Raw genomic sequence first — 17,815 nt, 5'->3', positions numbered from 1 at the left:
ACAAGCCACAGAATAATTCTTAGAAGCTCGTTCCTTACTTGAGAAGAAGCTGTTCCATCTCATCAAGTTTTTCCTCAAATACGTCCAATGCTTTTAAGATTGGCTCTTTTGAAGTCATGTCTACTCCTGCTTTCTTCAACACTTCTATTGGATAATCACTGCTCCCTGCCTTCAGAAAACTCATATAACGTTCAACGGCAGGCTCCCCTTCAGTTAAAATCTGTTCCGCCAAGGTTGTCGCTGCTGCATATCCAGTGGAATACTGATACACGTAGTACCCCATATAAAAGTGAGGGATTCGGGCCCATTCCAAGCCAATCTCTTCATCAATGACAATATCATTTCCAAAGTATTTTTTGTTTAAATCGTAATAAAGCTGTGTCAGTTTATCGGCTGTCAATGCTTCACCTTTTTGAGCCTGGATATGGATTTCATGTTCAAACTCCGCAAACATTGTTTGGCGGAAGACAGTACCCCGGAAGCCTTCTAGGAAGTTATTTAACAGGTAAAGCTTCTCTTTTTTATCATCTGTTTGCTTCTGCATATAATCATTCAATAATGCTTCATTACACGTTGAAGCCACTTCCGCTACAAAAATAGAATAATTCCCATAACGATAAGGCTGATTGTTATGGGTGTAATAACTATGCAACGAATGACCAAGCTCATGGGCCAAGGTAAATAAATTATTCACGTCATCCTGCCAGTTCATTAAAATAAATGGATTTGTTCCATAATGTCCGGAAGAATAGGCTCCGCTGCGCTTCCCCTTATTCTCTTCAACATCAATCCAGCGGCTTGAGAGCCCTTTTCGAACGACGTCCACATAATCCTTCCCAAGCGGTTGAAGTGCTTTGAGAACATGTTCTTTTGCCTCATCATAAGATACTTCCATTTCGGCATCTTTCACTAGCGGCGTGTACAAGTCATACATGTGAAGCTCATCCAGTTCCAGTACCTTTTTCCTTAATTCCACATATCGATGCATAAGCGGTAGACGTTCTTCGACAGCTTCAATTAAATTATCATACACCTTCTCGGGAATTTTGTTGCCGTCTAAAGCTGATTCACGAGCACTCTCATACCTTTTAGCTTCCGCAAAAAAATTGTTCTTTTTCACGTGACCGCTTAAAGTGGAAGCAAACGTATTTTTAAACGAACCAAACGTATCATACATCGCTTTAAATGCATTCTTTCTCACTTCTCGGTCTTCTGACTTTAGGAATCCAACATAACGTCCGTGGGTCAGATCCACCTCATTTCCCTTTTCATCTTTAATGGAAGGGAAAGTTAAATCGGCATTGTTTAAAGCTCCGAAAGTTTGAGAAGGGCTTGATGCTACTTCAGAGAAGCCTGAGAGCAGTTTCTCTTCCTCTTCACTCAGCACATGTTCTTTTTTTCTCATAATTTCATTTAATGTATGTTCATACTCCTTGAGCTTGGCATGTTCCTCCATATATTGCTTCACAGTTTCCCCTGAAAGTGACAAAATCTCAGGCACGATAAAACTCATAGAGGAGGAAACCTGTGTTAACAAGCTTTCTGCTTTTGCATTCATTTCCTGATAGTGTGAATTAGTTGTATCCTGGTCACTGCGCATATGAGCATAAGTGAATAACTTCCCTATTTTATTTGAGATACGGTCCTGTATGGAGAGCAGTTCATACAATTGATCTGCTGAATTTCCAAGTGTTCCTTTAAAGGCTTGTACTTCAGGAATCAGCTTTTTAATTTCTTCACGTTCTTTATACCATTCATCATCGCTAGCAAAAATCGTATTAAGATCCCACGTTAATTCTTCTGGGATCTCTCCTCTTTTTGGTAATTGTTTTGTTGTAGATGCCATATACATCCTCCTTCTAAAATTCGCTACCTTAAAAAGTTCTCTATTTTGAATCAAAATCCCTTCCTACAAAAGTACATTCGTCTCTGATCTTAAAAAATCCATGACCTTTTTATCTTCCTCCAACGCTTGATCAATATGAGTTGGAAATTGGATCTCCTTTCGTTTAACCCATTCCCCTGAACCCACTTTTTCAACAAAACCCAATTTTCCAAGCAGAAGAATATACTCATGGATAGGATCAGCCTGGTACTGATTAATTGTCGTACACCTCACCTTTTGCTCATTCTTAATTACGTCACCGATTGGCTTATCCAAAAAATGATCAAGAATAAATCGTGTTTGCCACATATAAGACTTCATATGATAAATAGACTGAGATGGAACAGGCAGAAAGCAGACAGAAGGGATTAAAGTAAAGTGTTTTCCTTTAAGGTAAAGGTACTGACGCCATTGACGCTCCTCACTTCCTACTCCTCTATGATAGGTCGTGCGCAAGTGGTACATTGATTTTTTCCAAATGTTCAAGTATGAAAAAGAAGGATAGGAAGCAGAAGTAAATAGTTGAGGAAATGTGAATGATTTAAGGCTATAGAAGCGAGGGGTTGCATAGCAGAGGGTGGTTGAGGCTCCCTGGATATGATCTGCAATAATTATAGTCTGAGCTTTTACATCTAAATAATACATCATGAAATTATTATGAAAACGGTACATTAAAGACCTGTGAAAAGAGGTGTGTAATAATTGGTGCTTGCCTTTCTGTCGATACTGGTTTTTTCCTATGATCCATAAAGGAAAAATTCCGGCGTCATGAAAACTTTGCGTCCGTTTTTCAATAATATCAGGTGGAATAGATGAACACTGAAATTCAATAGCAATTCGCTTATCACCCACTGTAAAAAACAAGTCCGGCCGCTGGTTAGTCCCTTTCAGAAAGAATTCCATTGCAACATCATATCCTTGTCGATTCAGCCACTGGTAAAGCAGCCACTTCCCGGATTCATGGTACTCACTTTCTCCCAGGTGTTTCCGTTCACAATTACTACTCGGAAAGTGAGCAAAGTGGGCTGTGTGCAGCCTGCCGGAGCGGATTTGTAATGATTCCTTGCAAGTCGGGCAAAAATATGTTTTCTCTTTTTTTAATTGTTCGATATGCTCCTTTGAAAGCTGATATAAAGAACTAAGCTTGCCATTGTCGTCATAAGCATACAACAAGTCTTTCACCTCCACTCTATATCATTCTATAGTCAGTCACAATATCCTCTTTTTTTGCACAAAAAAAAGCACACTTCATTCAGTGTGCGTGCATAATAAGCTACTCCGGAAAATAGTCTTTAATTTGCATTAAAGCATCCTCAGCGAAAATTACTTTACCATATTCTTGCAGACGATAAATTGTAACAGAAGACTCATGTCCGTATTCCATTAGCTGACTTAAAATATTTTCTTGTTCATCATCACTCATATTTTCGTCATTGAATTGAATATATAAATAGTAGGTGTCCTCAAAATGAATAAGCGAATTGTCCATATTAGAATCGTTTGTCATATAGTGACTTAATTGGATAACATCTTCAAATTCACTGAATCGTAAAGTAAAGTTCAACGGTTCAAAGGCACCTTCCTGTAATTCATCTTCTTCATTGTTTTCCTTATCGTTTTGTTCTGTTTGGTTATATTTATCATCAAGTAAAGATTCTAATTTCTCATCAACCGGCACATCAATCGAATTACCCTCATCACTCGGGAGTTCGAGCTTTTGACCATCTTGGGAAACCTGCGCTTTAGTGACGATCACTTCTAGCCCCTTGTCCATAGCTTGGACTTGGATCCAAAGCGGTCCATCAGCTTGAAAATTTTCTTGATCATTCACTTCATCCATCATTTCCCAGAAAAGTTGCTCACTACGCTCTCGATTATACCATATTTCTTCACGGTCAAATCCTAGCCGTTCAACGTCATGATAAGAAACATAAAATTTCACCGTATTTTCATTAATGCGTTCGATTTCCATGTGTCTCTCTCCCTTCTATCTGATTATCTGGCGGAAGGGATCGTTCACCCTAAATCGCTTATTAATACCTTACCCTTTAGACAAAAACTTCAACCATAGTGATGTTTAAGGATCGCAAAGATCGATGTACTCTTATTGTATGACAGGATACCTTAAATGGAAAACAAATTGCTTTATTTCAGCATATGACCACAAGCAAGCTTATGGTTTGATTTTCGATTGACTTTTTATTTTAGCTCATTTTCACCTGTTTGTCACTACATTGTAGGAGGATTTTCTAATGAATTGGGACTTGCTTGAGCCGATTTTTATTATCATATCAATTGATCTTATTTTAGGTGGGGACAATGCCGTTGTTATAGCCTTAGCAAGTAGGAACCTCCCTAAACATCAAAGAAATAAAGCCATTTTTTTGGGGACGGGTTTAGCTATAGCTGCACGCGTTTTGTTAACAACCGTAGCCTTATTTTTACTGCACATCCCGTTTTTACGATTAATTGGTGGGATCCTTCTTTTATATATTGCGATTAAATTGCTGACTGATACGGATGATTCACAAAATATTAGTGGCAGTGATAATCTTTTCACAGCTGTTAAAACAATAGTTTTTGCTGATATCGTGATGGGGTTTGATAACGTGCTCGCCATTGCAGGGGCTTCCCATGGAAGAATTATGCTCGTTATTATCGGACTGCTTATTTCTGTACCGATTATCATTTTCGGAAGTCGTTTTATATTAGTTTTGATGGACAAGTTTCCGATCCTCGTTTACATAGGAGCTGGAATTCTTGCTTTTACTGCAGGGGAAATGATTCTTGAAGATCAACGAATCATGTTGTATGTAGGAGCCAATTCCATCGTTCATCTTTTATTCCCAATCATAACTGTTATCCTCACAATTGGCTTAGGATATTTGCTTAACAAAAGATCACCTGCCACTACAGAATAAAAAAAAGCTGCACCTCCCTCTCGTGAGGTGCAGCTTTTAAATTTAATTAACTAAACGTTGTGCTTCTCTCAGCTGAAAAGTACGTACGCTTCTCGGTAAGAAACGTCTGATTTCATCTTCATTGTAGCCTACCTGCAAACGCTTATCGTCAATAATAATCGGACGGCGTAATAAGCCGGGATTTTCTTGAATAAGATCGAATAAATCTTGCATAGGTAATTGATCAAAATCAACTTTTAATTTTTGGAATACTTTAGATCTTGTAGATATAATCTCTTCTGTTCCATCCTCAGTCATCCTGAGAATTTCTTTGATTTCATCAATTGTTAACGGCTCAGAAAAGATATTTCTCTCCGTGTAAGCAATATTATGCTCCTCAAGCCACGCTTTTGCTTTTCGGCATGATGTACAACTTGGTGAGGTATAAAGTGTTACCATACAGAAACTTCACTCCTCAAAAATGTATTATATTCACTAAATGACTACTTATTAGTTTAAAATTAGTATAATCTAATCTTATATACTTACTATATCACACATGTCAACTAAAATCTATAACACATTAATAAAAAATAGCTTTAAACCACTTAATACCCAGCTATTTAACCAATCTGTTGTAGAGGTAATACCACAAACATTCATTAAATAAACCTTTATTAATCATTAAAAGTACCCTCAACAAAATTATCTATTTTCAACTACCTTCAATGATTGAAAATCCCCGCCACAATCGGCCGGGGAGGATAATCAACTTTTATTTCTTTAAATCTTTTAGAATATCATCTGATTCACGGTCCTCATCTAGTGTTAATACCTCATCAACGGGCTGATAGGACCTCCCATAAAATTCGCTATCTTTGTAAGTGTGAATTTCTTCATACATTCTCTTCATTTGTTCGTAAATACTTTCTTCAGATGCATCATTTGGAGACCAATAGAGGATTTCCATTGGATTGTTTTCATTCGTGGCTAGAGATCTTCTCGTGTACCCAATGGATTGAGCATGTGTGAAGCCCTCTCGTTGATAAAAGTGTAGTCTTTTCGCCGAATCAGTATCATCATAGTCTACCGGTTCTACTTCTAGAATAATCGGTTTTCCTTTCGCTTTCATCTTTTCAATGATCTGATGACCTAATCCTTGTCCGCGAGAAGCAGATGATACATAAACGTAATCAATAAAGATAAACGAATGAAACTCTGCGTACATTAACACATGATGTTCACCCTCATCCTTATAGTACACATCGCTTTTCTCTTTTAACAACGCTTCCATATGTTCTTGGGATTTCATTTCCTCTACAGGGAAATATTGATTCAACTTCTCATACCAGTCCATAAATCTACTCCCTTTTTTTATGATCACTTTCATTATACCGAATAATCACACAATTGTTAAATTCTCAAAGAAACTTTATTTTAATATTACCCGAATTTGCTATTCATTAATCAAAAAAGCACTGGTTAACCCAGCGCTTTTTCTCATCTTATACTACGGTGTATAATCTACATTTGCGGTATAATTATTCCTAGCATTCCAAATTAAATACTCATTTATACCATTGTCCTGTAATGCCTTAATTTGTTGTTCCACTTCAGTTTTCCCATATTGCTTGGTGGCTCCTGAATATAGCCAAGGTGCCTCAAAGTCCTGTATCCATGGTCTTGATGTTGGAGGATCTTCTAATTTATTCAGCACAGTATTTTCAACTTTGGCATATTCATTAATTGTTTTGTATGGATGCTTATCCGGCACATCCATCCCAAAGAATGGTCCCCAATGACTTGGGTAGATCATGGATGAAATGACATCAACATGACTTGAAATTTTTGAAAAATTCTGCCCGATATTCGGTGCCTCTTCAATTGTAGCCGCATAGCCAAATATATCAACAGAGACATCAACATCGTATCCACTTAGCTCTTCCTCAGCAAACTCAACAAAATCTGTTACAGCTTTAACACGTTTATCTACGTCACTCAACTCTAAGTCAGCATAATCACCCTGGCTATAATCTAGAACATCATCACGCGAACCGAACCCTTCAGGAAAACGAACATAGTCAAACTGAATTTCCTGGAATCCAAGCTCTGCCGCCTTTTTAGCCACTCCTAAGTTATACTCCCATACTTCCTTCATAAACGGATTTGTGAAGGCCTCTCCTTTGCCATTCACCCATACCTCTCCATTCTTCGTATAGGAAAGCTCAGGTCGTTCCTTAGCTAACAATGAATCTTTGAAAACGACCACTCTAGCGATCGGATAAATTCCTTTTTTTTCAAGCTCTTCAAGCATGGCTCTAGGGTCGTCAATGAATGGCTCAGCTATATCCTTATAGGGCGAATCCTCAGGTGGTGCAAAGGTAATATTGCCGTGATCTTCTTTCACATCGATAACCATCGAATTTAAATCTGTTGTTTCTACTAAATTCGTCAATTCTTCCATATTTGAACCACCAGCTGATGGTCCTGTCACATAGATCCCCCGAACGGCCTCAGGGTATGTAAAATCCAAACCAGAGTCATAAACGAAGCGAGCAGCTGACTCTGGAGATTCCAGCGGCGCCAGTGCAAGTTGTTTTCCAGTGAGCATTTGTACTTCTTTAGAATCCTCTTCTGCTGCACTTGCATTATGTAAAGAAAATACCAAAACTAGCAAAAGAAGACTTGAAAAGAAAAGTACGAGTTGTTTTTTTCTCATTTTATCCTACTCCTATTTTATGTGCTCTCTTAAGTATATAAGATGACTAGTCGTTATGAACAGTACTTTTTGACAACTTATGATAATTTTTTTCATATTGTTCCTAAATTTCCACATAAAGAAAGACCTTGCTTTATCAAACGCAAGGCCTTTTCTCCGAGTAACTAACTCTTCACACTAGTACCATGTTCTTTTTTGTAATGATCAAATTCCCTCGTTGTACATAGAACCCAGTGCCCTGGACGGACTTCTCTAAATTCTGGTTCTTCACTTGTATCATGATCACTTGGATCATAAGTGAAACGCTCACGAGAACGTTCGTATTCTGGATCTGGTAATGGAATCGCCGATAGTAACGACTGTGTATATGGGTGCATCGGATGCTTGTAAAGATCTTCAGCACTTGCAAGCTCAACCATTTTACCAAAGTACATCACACCAATTCGATCACTGATGTACTTGACCATAGAAAGGTCGTGGGCAATAAACAAATACGTTAACCCATGCTCATTTTGTAACTGCTTCAGTAAATTAACCACCTGTGCTTGAATCGATACATCCAATGCAGAGATTGGCTCATCAGCAATAATGAAACTTGGATCTACAGCCAGTGCCCTAGCAATCCCGATACGCTGCCGTTGCCCACCACTAAATTCGTGAGGGTAACGGTTGGCGTGCTCTTTATTTAGACCAACCGTTTCTAACAGTTCATGAACACGGTTTTTTCGTGCTTTTTCGTCACTCGCAAGATTGTGAATGTCCATTCCCTCTGCTATTATATCCTCAACCTTCATACGAGGGTTTAAAGACGCATAAGGATCCTGGAAAATCATTTGCATTTCCCGGTTGAACTTCTTCAGTTCATCCCGTGACTTTTTACCGTGAACATCTTCACCGTCAAACAATACCTGGCCATCTGTTGCATCATAAAGGCGGATAATCGTACGTCCCGTTGTTGACTTTCCACAGCCGGACTCCCCAACAAGTCCAAATGTTTCCCCTTTATAGATATCGAATGTCAAGCCATCGACGGCTTTGACTACACTATGTCGACCTGTCTTAAAATGCTGTTTTAAATTGGTTATTTCTAACAGTTTCTCTTGACTCATACACGATCACCTTCCGTAGACATAGACGATTGAGCCATACCCTCCATACGTTTTTTAATTGATTCTGGGGGATCAACATCTGGTGCATTCTCATGCAGCAGCCATGTTGCTGCATAGTGAGTATCAGATATTTTGAACATTGGCGGCTCCTGCTCTAAGTCAATTTGCATGGCATACTCGTTACGAGGGGCAAAGGCATCCCCCTTAGGCGGGTCAAGCAGATCCGGCGGAGAGCCTGGAATCGCATAAAGCTCTTCATCAGCGCTATCTAATGATGGCATGGAACCGAGCAGTCCCCACGTATATGGGTGTTTAGGGTTGTAGAAAATATCGTCAACCGTTCCCACTTCTACAATGCGACCGGCATACATAACCGCTACACGGTCAGCGACGTTTGCTACTACTCCAAGATCATGGGTAATAAAGATTGTTGCAGAATCAGTTTTCTTTTGAATATCCTTCATCAGTTCTAAAATCTGTGCTTGAATCGTAACATCGAGAGCAGTCGTCGGTTCATCAGCAATAAGCAGCTTAGGATTACAAGCTAAGGCTATGGCAACAACCACACGCTGTCTCATGCCCCCTGAAAATTGGTGGGGATATTGTTTGATACGACTTTCAGGGTCAGGAATCCCCACAAGCTCAAGCAGTTCGATGACACGCTTACGTGCCTGAGTTTTATTCATCTTCTGGTGCTTAATAAGCCCCTCCATAATTTGACTCCCAACTTTCATGGTCGGGTTAAGGGAAGTCATTGGATCCTGAAAAATCATCGAGATTTCTTTTCCGCGGATCTTCTGCATTTGTTTCTCGGACATTTTTGCCAGATCGCGTCCTTCAAAAAGGATTTCTCCTTCTTTAATTCGACCAGGAGGCATAGGGATCAGCTTCATCAATGCTTTCGTTGTTACAGATTTACCAGAACCCGACTCTCCTACAATCGCCAGAGTTTCCCCTCTCTTTAAATCGAAATTAACCCCACGTACAGCTTGCACTTCACCACCATAGGTGTCAAAGGATACATGCATATTTTTCACTTCTAATAATTTTTCCATGATTACACCTACCTCCTATTCGCGCATTTTCGGATCAAATGCATCTCGAAGTCCGTCAGCTAATACATTAAACCCAATCATAATTAATGAAATAACGACTGCCGGGAATACTAGAATATGCGGATAGATTTGCAGGGATGCGAACCCATCATTAACTAGTGTACCTAGTGAAGCCATTGGTGTTGGGAGACCAAGGCCAATGAAGCTCAAGAAGGCCTCAAAGAAGATTGCACTTGGTATGGTAAACATCGTGTTAATAACGATTAATCCCAATACGTTCGGAATTAGATGTTTTCTTAAGATACGATTGTCCGGCGCACCTAAAGTTCTTGAGGCTAGGACAAATTCTTGGTTCTTCAGTTTAAGAATTTGCCCCCTGACTATCCTGGCCATCGATATCCACGCGGTTAAGGCTAAGGCAATAATAATTGATGTTATCCCAGGGTCCAATATCAAGATCATCAAGATAACAATGACCAGGTTGGGAATCCCAATTAGAATCTCGATTACACGCTGCATATAGTTATCAACGCGACCGCCGTAATAAGCAGAGATCCCACCGTAAGCAACCCCAATCAACATGTCAATGGCTGTGGCTACAAAAGCAATAAAAAGTGATACCCTCGTACCATGCCAGGTTCTTGACCATAAGTCACGGCCAAGTCCATCTGTACCAAACCAATAATTTGTTTGCTGATCTTTTGCTGCATAAACATCATATTCAGCTTCAACCTCAGCTGGCTGTCCATTGCTCCCGTCATTTATAATAGTTGTCTGAATATATTCTTCCTGATTACTATAGCGCATTAGCGCCTTTTCTTGTGCTTCTTCGACAGTTTCTGCACTTTGGACAGAACTTAAGGTCCCATCAAAACCTAACCATCCTAATCCATCAATCTTTGGCGGCATCTTTGCTACGGATAAGTCTTGATCATATTGTCCAAAGTCATTAAGATACGGACCAAAAATAGCCAACAGTCCTAATAATATTAATACGACGAGTCCAACCATTGCCCCTGCGTTTTTACGCAATCGGATAAATGAATCCTTCCAGAAGGATAAAGCCGGACGTGTAATTTTTTCACTCTCATTATTTTTTAAATCTACAGGTACAAATAAATCCTTGTTCGGTTTGTGATTATCCATAATAGGTACTACTCTCCTTCTGACAGTCGGATTCTAGGATCAATGACTCCATATAACAGGTCAACGACTAGGACGATTATGACAAACAGGAATGAAATTAATAACGTTGTACCCATTATAATTGGGAAGTCGTTAGTGTTAACTGACTTAACAAACTGTTCACCAAGACCTGGTACAGCAAAAATATTTTCAATTACTAGCGTCCCTGTTATTAAACCGATAGCTAGTGGTCCTAGAACGGTAACAAGTGGGATCAAGGCGTTTCGCACCCCATGTTTAAACACAACACCAAATTTATTTACACCTTTAGCTCGTGCTGTTGTAATATAGTCTGACCCCATAACCTCAAGCATTTCTGTTCGCATAAAACGGGCCGCAATCGCCATTGGAAAGATAGCTAAAGCTACTGTCGGCAATACCGTATGCTGCCACGTTCCCCACAGGGCAACTGGAAACCATCCTAGTTTTACGCCAACAAAATACTGAAGAATCCCTGCAAATACAAACGAGGGAATCGATTGTCCAAGTATGGCTGTAAATGTAGAGCCATAGTCGAGTGGACCATTATGGTAGAGAGCTGAGACCAACCCGAGTAATACACCTAAAATAGAGCCGAAAAACATCGCTTGGAACCCTAATTGCATGGATGGCCCAATACGTGTCATAAGAATATCTGTCACTTCACGATTATCAAATTGGAAGGAAATCCCCATATCCCCTTGTGCCAAGCCCACCATATAATTGAAATATTGCACAGGCACCGGATCGTCCAGCCCATACTTTTCTAAAACAATTTGCTGCTGTTCTTCTGATAACTTATCCGCAGCACTTAGGGGTGTACCAGGTAGAAATTTCATTAAGAAGAAAGATAATGTTGCGATCAAAAACAATGTTAATATCATATATACCAAACGTTGAAGTATATAACGTGCCATACAAACACCTCCTGGGAAATAACGCTATGCTATATCACGCGGAATTAACTGAAATTTGTCTATTATTAGAATATTCTCTTTACAGGGAAAAAGAGAGCATACGCCAACTCTTTGGACATATACTCTCTCCCCTATTAGCTAGCCTATATACGGGTAAACCTTATTTACCTTCGATATAAGCATATTTGTAAGTGAAATCAGGACCCATTGGCTGAATAAATACGTTCTTCACGTAAGGTTTCCAAAGTCGTGCTCTTGCACGCTGATAAAGAGGTGCAAGTACTGCATCTTCTTGAATCAGCATTTTCTCAGCTTCAAGGAATGTTTCAAAACGAGGAACAGGGTCCATTGCAAGCTCAGTGTTCGCTTTCTCTATTAAAGCATCATACTCTTCGTTGGCGTAGCCTGTATGGTTGTTGCCACCGTCCGTTACCCACATGTTCAGGAATGTGTTCGGATCGATGTAGTCAGGACCCCAGCCAGCATTTTGCAATTCATAGTCCATATTCTTATCACGTTCGATACGAATTTGGAATGGAACACTTTCGACGTTAACTGTTAGACCCTCAAGTTGTTCAAGTTGGTCTTTGATATAAGCATCAAGGTTTTGAGCCACTTCAGTATCACCGCCAAGGTAGCCAAGCTCTGCTGTTTCAATGCCTAACTCTTCCTTAGCTTTCCCCCAAAGTTCTTGTGCTTTTTCTACGTCTGTTTCCACTAGTGAACCGTTAATTTCACGGAAATCTTCCCCACTTTCAGGGTGCTTAACAAAGTTTTTAGGAATGTCACCGCCAGCAGGGATGGAACCATTGTTAAGAATCACGTCTACCATGGATTGACGATCAATAACCATTTGAATCGCTTTACGTGCATTTACATTAGACAAGATTTCATTTTCCTGGTTCATCTTAAGATAGAACAAAGTTGGTTCTTCTTGTACACGGTACTCTTCTGACGAACGATACTGATCAACGAATTCCGCTGATAAGTTAACACGATCAATCTCTCCTGTTTGATACAGGTTAACATCAGAAGCTGTTTCTTTAACAACACTGACGTTGATTTGATTAAGTTTAACGTTTTCTGCATCCCAGTAATCTTCATTCTTCTCAAGAGTCCAACCTTCTCCATGACTCCATTCAGTCATTTTGAATGGTCCGTTTGCCATCATTGTATCCGCTTCCATTGCATAATTCTCACCTTGTTCTTCTACGAACTTCTTATTCATTGGTAGGAATGTGCCAAATGTTGTCATTGATTCGAAGTAAGGAACAGGTTTTTCTAAGGTGACTTCTAATGTATAGTCATCTACAGCCTTAACGCCTAGCTCTTCAACTGGAGTGTCTCCTGCAGCGATCGATGAAGCATTTTTAACAACTCCGCCTAACATGTATGGACCGTATTCGGAACCCGTGTCAGGGTTAACGGCACGCTGCCATGCAAACACGAAATCATTTGCAGTTACAGGGTCTCCGTTAGACCAAGTGGCGTCTTCACGTAGTGTGAATGTCCAAATAAGACCATCTTCACTTACTTCATGACTCTTTGCGATTCCTGGCTCAGGCTCTCCGTTTTCGCCAAGACGGTAAAGACCGTCTTTCGTAGATCCTAACCATTGGAATGCTACCGCATCTGTAGCTAGTGATGAGTCCATTGTTGGAATTTCAGCTGAGTCAGATAGGTTAAGTACTTGCTCGCTGTCCCCAGCAGCTTCTTCTCCTTCGCTACCGCTGTCAGTACCGCCATCAGATCCAGTTTCTGAATCTCCGCCTCCTGAACAAGCAGCGAGGAACATGCTAAATACTAGTGCTAGTACTAGCAATAACCAATTTGTCTTTTTCATGTAGAAAATGACCTCCCCTAAAATTTTTCTGAATTTTGGTGTGGCTCTTTGTCCACATTACGAATTATACAAGTTTTCAAACTATTTTGCATTACCTTTTTTTTATAAAAATTTCACAAAGCTTGCTATTATTACGTTCGCGTAACATAAAACACAACTAATTACCTAGTTTAATTTACAAAAAGCTAACTATTATATAATGGTTTAGGATAATATTTTACTACTTTGTGATATGAAAACATTCACGTAATCAATTTTACTACTACAAGCATTTGGTGACTTTTTGAACATTCTCTACAAATCAAAAGGAGGGGATCTGTCAGATCCCCTCCTCCTTAATTGTTCTATTATTTACCTTCAACAAAGGCATATTTGTACGTATAGTCAGGACCCATTGGGTTGGCGGTTACATTTTTCACATAAGGCTTCCAAAGCTGTGCCCTTGCTCGCTGGTAGAGAGGTGCAAGCACCGCATCTTCTTTAATGAGCAAATTCTCGGCCTCTAAAAATGTCTCAAAGCGTTCAATCGGCTTTAATGCAAGTTCGGTAGCTGCTTTTTCAATTAACTTATCATACTTTTCACTTGAATAACCCGTTTTATTATTCCCCTGATTCGTTACCCAAATGTTTAAGAATGTATTCGGGTCGATATAATCAGGTCCCCAACCGTAATTCTCGAGGTCATAATCCATATTCTTATCTCGCTCTAGACGAATTTGAAAAGGTACACTCTCCACATTGACTGTTAACCCTTCCAGTTGTTCAAGTTGGTCTTTCACATAGGCATCAAGGTTTTGAGCAACTTCTGTGTCGCCACCTAAATACCCAAGCTCTGCTTCTTCAATGCCTAGTTCTTCTTTTGCTTGAGCCCACAGCTCATTTGCTTTTTCTACATTTGTTTCAATAAGGCTTCCATTGATTTCTCGGAAGTCTTTTCCAGACTCAGGGTGTTTGACAAAATTCCCAGGAACAATCCCCCAACAGGAATGGATCCATTATTTAAAATAACATCTACCATCGCCTGACGGTCGATCACCATCTGAATCGCCTTACGCGCTTTCTTGTTTGCCAGTATTTCATTTTCCTGGTTCATCTTAAGGAAGAATGTCGTTGGTTCTTCTTCCACCTTAAATTCTTCAGAGGACCGATACTCATCTACGAATTCTGAGGATAGATTCACACGGTCAACTTTCCCTGTTTGATATAAGTTAACGGCTGCTGCTGTTTCTTTTACAACACTTACGTTAATCTGATCAAGTTTAACCGCATCAGCATCCCAGTAATCTTCGTTTTTTTCCACTGTCCAACCTTCCCCATGATTCCATTCAGTCATGATAAAAGGTCCGTTTGAAAGCAATGCATCTGCTTCCATCGCGTAATTTTCACCTTGTTCTTTAACAAATTTCTCGTTAAGCGGCAGGAATGTCCCGAACGTCGTCATCGATTCGAAATAAGGTGTTGGCTGCTCTAACGTAACTTCAAAAGTATAATCATCAACAGCTTTTACTCCTAATTCATCAACAGACACTTCCCCTTTTGAAACAGCTGTAGCGTTTTTAATCACGCCCCCCATCATATAGGGACCGTACTCAGACCCTGTGTCTGGATCAACCGCCCGCTGCCAGGCAAAAACAAAGTCATGTGCCGTAACAGGGTCTCCATTAGACCATGTCGCATCATCGCGTAAATGAAAGGTCCATACTAATCCGTCATCACTTACCTCGTGCTCCATCGCAATTCCAGGCTCCGGCTCACCGCCTTCGCCAAGGCGATACAGTCCATCCTTTGTTGATCCTAACCACTGAGATGCCAGCGCATCTATCGTGAGTGATGAATCCATTGACGGAATTTCCGCTTTATCAATTAGATTAAGTACCTGTTTGCTGGATTTAGAACTTTCTCCATCACTATTGCCTTCAGAACTAGTTTCTGAATCTTCTCCACTACAGGCGGACAGAAAAATACTTAGAACTAATGTCAACGCTAGTACAAACCACTTTTTTCCTTTCATGTAATCATTCCTCCCTTTATTTTATGTACATTTTGCCAACGCTTTCAATTATACAAATTTTAGTACAACTTTGCACCCCCTGTAATTAAAATACATTTCAACCCTCGTATAAAGCATATATTTGAAATCAAAAACATGCTATAATATGTAAGAGTTTTTCAGAAAGGTGTGAACGAAATGGCCATTGTACGGAGCAAATGGACAATCGTTGTGTTGAATTTCTTCCTATGCGCACTGCTCTTTGTATTTTGGGCGCCAGCTCATGACCTCCTTAACTTCATCAATTTATTATTTTATATAGCTTACGTTTATTTATTTATCGGATTGATTTTATGGGTTGTTCGCGGTGGGTTCTTTGATGGAATCACTTACAGCATGAGAAGGTTCACAAACCGTATGTCAAAGAATAAGGACTACCTCGATGAATGGGAAGATAAACCTTTGCCATCTGAGATTGTGCATCGTTCATGGTCACGTTTCTTTATGTTTCAAGGGGTAATTTTGAGTATTGGGTTAGCCGCATTGCTTGCTGTATATTATAATTAAGGACTAGACTTGCAAAGGAAGAGAGACTCTTCTATAATTTTCTAAAAGCTACTTACTAGTGTGTGTTCGAAAAGTTGACGAATGGGAACGTCGACACTGGCACATCCCGTACGTCGCAAGAAGGTCGAGGGCGCGACAGTTTTTCCGACCACAGCGTATGCCTTTCCTACGTGAGGTCGGAAAAACCGAGCAACAAGAAATGCGCCGTTAATCATTTGAGGACTTTTTGAACTTCCTCTTATACATCTAAATCGCTATGATAAAGTGAAGTAATTTTATTCTATTGCTTACAAGAGAAACTGTGGTTGGCTGGGAGCAGTGAAGCGGAATAAAATGAAATTGGGGCTTTGGAGCAGATTTACGTAAATTCGGCGATAACGAACTTGAGCTGACTTTTCAAGAAAAGCGCTGGGGGCAATCTAAAAGACATTCTAGTCTTAGCGACTGAACTGAGCATTTTCAAAAAGTAATAAGGGTGGCACCGCGAAACATTCGTCCCTTCCATATAAATGGAAGGGACGAATGTTTTTTTATTTAAAATTTATTCAAGGGGTGAAGAAAATGAAAACTATTTTTTCTGGTATTCAACCTAGTGGTACATTAACATTAGGGAATTATTTAGGGGCATTAAAGCATTTTGTTGACTTGCAAAATGACTATAACTGTTATTTCTGCGTGGTAGATGAACACGCCATCACCGTGCCCCAAGACCGTCTTCAACTTAGAGAAAACATTCGATCCCTAGCGGCCTTGTACATCGCTTCAGGGATTGATGTAAGCAAATCAACATTGTTCATTCAATCTGAGGTGCCCGAGCATACGCAATTAGGATGGATGTTGCAATGTGTCAGTTATATCGGGGAACTCGAGAGAATGACACAATTCAAGGATAAATCCCAGGGAGGTAAAGAAGGGGTGACCTCTGGGCTGTTAACCTATCCTCCTCTCATGGCTGCAGACATTCTTTTGTATAAAACGGATATTGTACCTGTAGGAGAAGATCAGAAACAGCATCTGGAATTGACTAGAAATTTAGCCCAGCGATTTAACAATAAATATAATGATATCTTTACTGTACCAGAAGTCAGCATACCTAAAGTCGGGGCACGAATTATGTCACTTCAGGAACCAACTAACAAAATGAGTAAATCGGATGCTAACCAAAAAGCATTCATCTCCATGCTTGATGATGAAAAGAAAATTTTGAAGAAAGTCAAAAGCGCTGTGACAGATTCTGAGGGTGTCGTTAAATACGATAAGGAAAATAAACCAGGAGTAGCCAACTTGCTCACTATCTATTCTATTTGCTCCGGTATTTCTGTTGAGGATTTAGAGGAAAAATACCAGAATACTGGATATGGAGTATTCAAAGAGGATGTGGCCCAAGCTGTTATTGCAACTTTAAAGCCCATTCAAGAGCGATATGATCAACTCATCCAATCAGATGAATTAGACGATATGTTGGATCAGGGAGCCAATCATGCGAGCTTCCAAGCAAATAAGATGTTGAAAAAAGCCAAGAAAGCTATGGGCTTAGGACGTGTTAGGAAAAAGTAAGAAAGCAAGGCAAGTTTCCCATCTTTGAAGCGGAAAGTTCCTGCCCAAACTTGAGATCATTCTACCCTAATTCGTCATCATTTCACCAAAAACCGGAAAGTTTCTGACG

At 39.8% G+C, this 17,815-nt stretch carries 14 protein-coding genes, 1 pseudogene and 1 other annotated feature; of the genes and pseudogenes, 3 read left to right on the top strand and 12 right to left on the bottom strand.

Annotated elements, in window-relative coordinates:
- Window positions 1-34: 34 nt before the first annotated feature.
- The 3 genes from pepF to mecA form a co-directional block, all read right to left on the bottom strand.
- Complete coding sequence (pepF, locus tag MUO14_RS20905; protein ID WP_244752447.1) at window positions 35-1,846, bottom strand: oligoendopeptidase F; 1,812 nt, start codon at window positions 1,844-1,846, stop codon at window positions 35-37.
- A 63-nt stretch (window positions 1,847-1,909) separates the two neighbouring features.
- Window positions 1,910-3,058, bottom strand: a complete 1,149-nt coding sequence (locus tag MUO14_RS20900; RefSeq protein WP_244752446.1) for a competence protein CoiA — start codon at window positions 3,056-3,058, stop codon at window positions 1,910-1,912.
- Between the two features lie 100 nt (window positions 3,059-3,158).
- Window positions 3,159-3,857: an adaptor protein MecA gene (gene mecA / locus MUO14_RS20895; RefSeq protein ID WP_244752445.1), complete on the bottom strand. Its 699-nt coding sequence runs from the start codon at window positions 3,855-3,857 to the stop codon at window positions 3,159-3,161.
- Between the two features lie 280 nt (window positions 3,858-4,137).
- Here mecA and MUO14_RS20890 point away from each other — a divergent pair, with 280 nt between their 5' ends.
- Window positions 4,138-4,806 carry a TerC family protein gene (locus tag MUO14_RS20890; protein WP_244752444.1) on the top strand — a complete coding sequence of 223 codons (669 nt, stop codon included), beginning with the start codon at window positions 4,138-4,140 and terminating at the stop codon, window positions 4,804-4,806.
- Between the two features lie 42 nt (window positions 4,807-4,848).
- Here MUO14_RS20890 and spxA read toward each other — a convergent pair whose 3' ends face one another.
- The 9 genes and pseudogenes from spxA to MUO14_RS24885 all read right to left on the bottom strand — a co-directional run bounded on the left by spxA (window position 4,849) and on the right by MUO14_RS24885 (window position 15,324).
- The gene (gene spxA, locus MUO14_RS20885) at window positions 4,849-5,244 is read right to left on the bottom strand and encodes a transcriptional regulator SpxA (protein ID WP_079529418.1); all 396 of its coding nucleotides are present in this window, start codon (window positions 5,242-5,244) and stop codon (window positions 4,849-4,851) included.
- A 316-nt stretch (window positions 5,245-5,560) separates the two neighbouring features.
- Window positions 5,561-6,142 carry a GNAT family N-acetyltransferase gene (locus MUO14_RS20880; protein ID WP_244752443.1) on the bottom strand — a complete coding sequence of 194 codons (582 nt, stop codon included), beginning with the start codon at window positions 6,140-6,142 and terminating at the stop codon, window positions 5,561-5,563.
- Between the two features lie 153 nt (window positions 6,143-6,295).
- A complete protein-coding gene (locus MUO14_RS20875) occupies window positions 6,296-7,504 on the bottom strand; it encodes a putative glycoside hydrolase (RefSeq protein WP_244752442.1) in 1,209 nt (402 codons plus the stop codon).
- Between the two features lie 164 nt (window positions 7,505-7,668).
- Window positions 7,669-8,613: an ABC transporter ATP-binding protein gene (locus MUO14_RS20870; protein ID WP_244752441.1), complete on the bottom strand. Its 945-nt coding sequence runs from the start codon at window positions 8,611-8,613 to the stop codon at window positions 7,669-7,671.
- Entirely contained in the window at window positions 8,610-9,668 is a 1,059-nt protein-coding gene (locus MUO14_RS20865) for an ABC transporter ATP-binding protein (RefSeq protein WP_244752440.1), read from the bottom strand. The genes MUO14_RS20870 and MUO14_RS20865 overlap by 4 nt, the downstream gene beginning before the upstream one ends.
- Before the next feature lie 15 nt (window positions 9,669-9,683).
- Complete coding sequence (opp3C, locus tag MUO14_RS20860; RefSeq protein WP_244752439.1) at window positions 9,684-10,814, bottom strand: oligopeptide ABC transporter permease; 1,131 nt, start codon at window positions 10,812-10,814, stop codon at window positions 9,684-9,686.
- An 8-nt stretch (window positions 10,815-10,822) separates the two neighbouring features.
- Window positions 10,823-11,749, bottom strand: a complete 927-nt coding sequence (gene opp3b / locus MUO14_RS20855; RefSeq protein ID WP_244752438.1) for an oligopeptide ABC transporter permease — start codon at window positions 11,747-11,749, stop codon at window positions 10,823-10,825.
- Window positions 11,750-11,909: 160 nt separating this feature from the next.
- The gene (locus tag MUO14_RS20850; RefSeq protein ID WP_244752437.1) at window positions 11,910-13,592 is read right to left on the bottom strand and encodes a peptide ABC transporter substrate-binding protein; all 1,683 of its coding nucleotides are present in this window, start codon (window positions 13,590-13,592) and stop codon (window positions 11,910-11,912) included.
- Between the two features lie 347 nt (window positions 13,593-13,939).
- Window positions 13,940-15,324, bottom strand: a pseudogene (locus tag MUO14_RS24885) (peptide ABC transporter substrate-binding protein).
- 456 nt (window positions 15,325-15,780) lie between these two features.
- Between MUO14_RS24885 and MUO14_RS20840 the strand changes: the two are divergent.
- Complete coding sequence (locus MUO14_RS20840) at window positions 15,781-16,149, top strand: DUF3899 domain-containing protein (RefSeq protein ID WP_244752436.1); 369 nt, start codon at window positions 15,781-15,783, stop codon at window positions 16,147-16,149.
- Between the two features lie 247 nt (window positions 16,150-16,396).
- Window positions 16,397-16,652 (top strand) — a binding site (T-box leader).
- 58 nt (window positions 16,653-16,710) lie between these two features.
- Window positions 16,711-17,706, top strand: coding sequence for a tryptophan--tRNA ligase (trpS, locus tag MUO14_RS20835; protein ID WP_244752435.1), 996 nt, complete (start codon window positions 16,711-16,713; stop codon window positions 17,704-17,706).
- The last annotated feature ends 109 nt before the right edge of the window (window positions 17,707-17,815 follow it).

The organism is Halobacillus shinanisalinarum (genome assembly GCF_022919835.1).
Classification (GTDB): Bacteria; Bacillota; Bacilli; order Bacillales; family Halobacillaceae; genus Halobacillus_A; species Halobacillus_A shinanisalinarum.
This window is presented reverse-complemented; position numbering and strand designations above follow the sequence as displayed.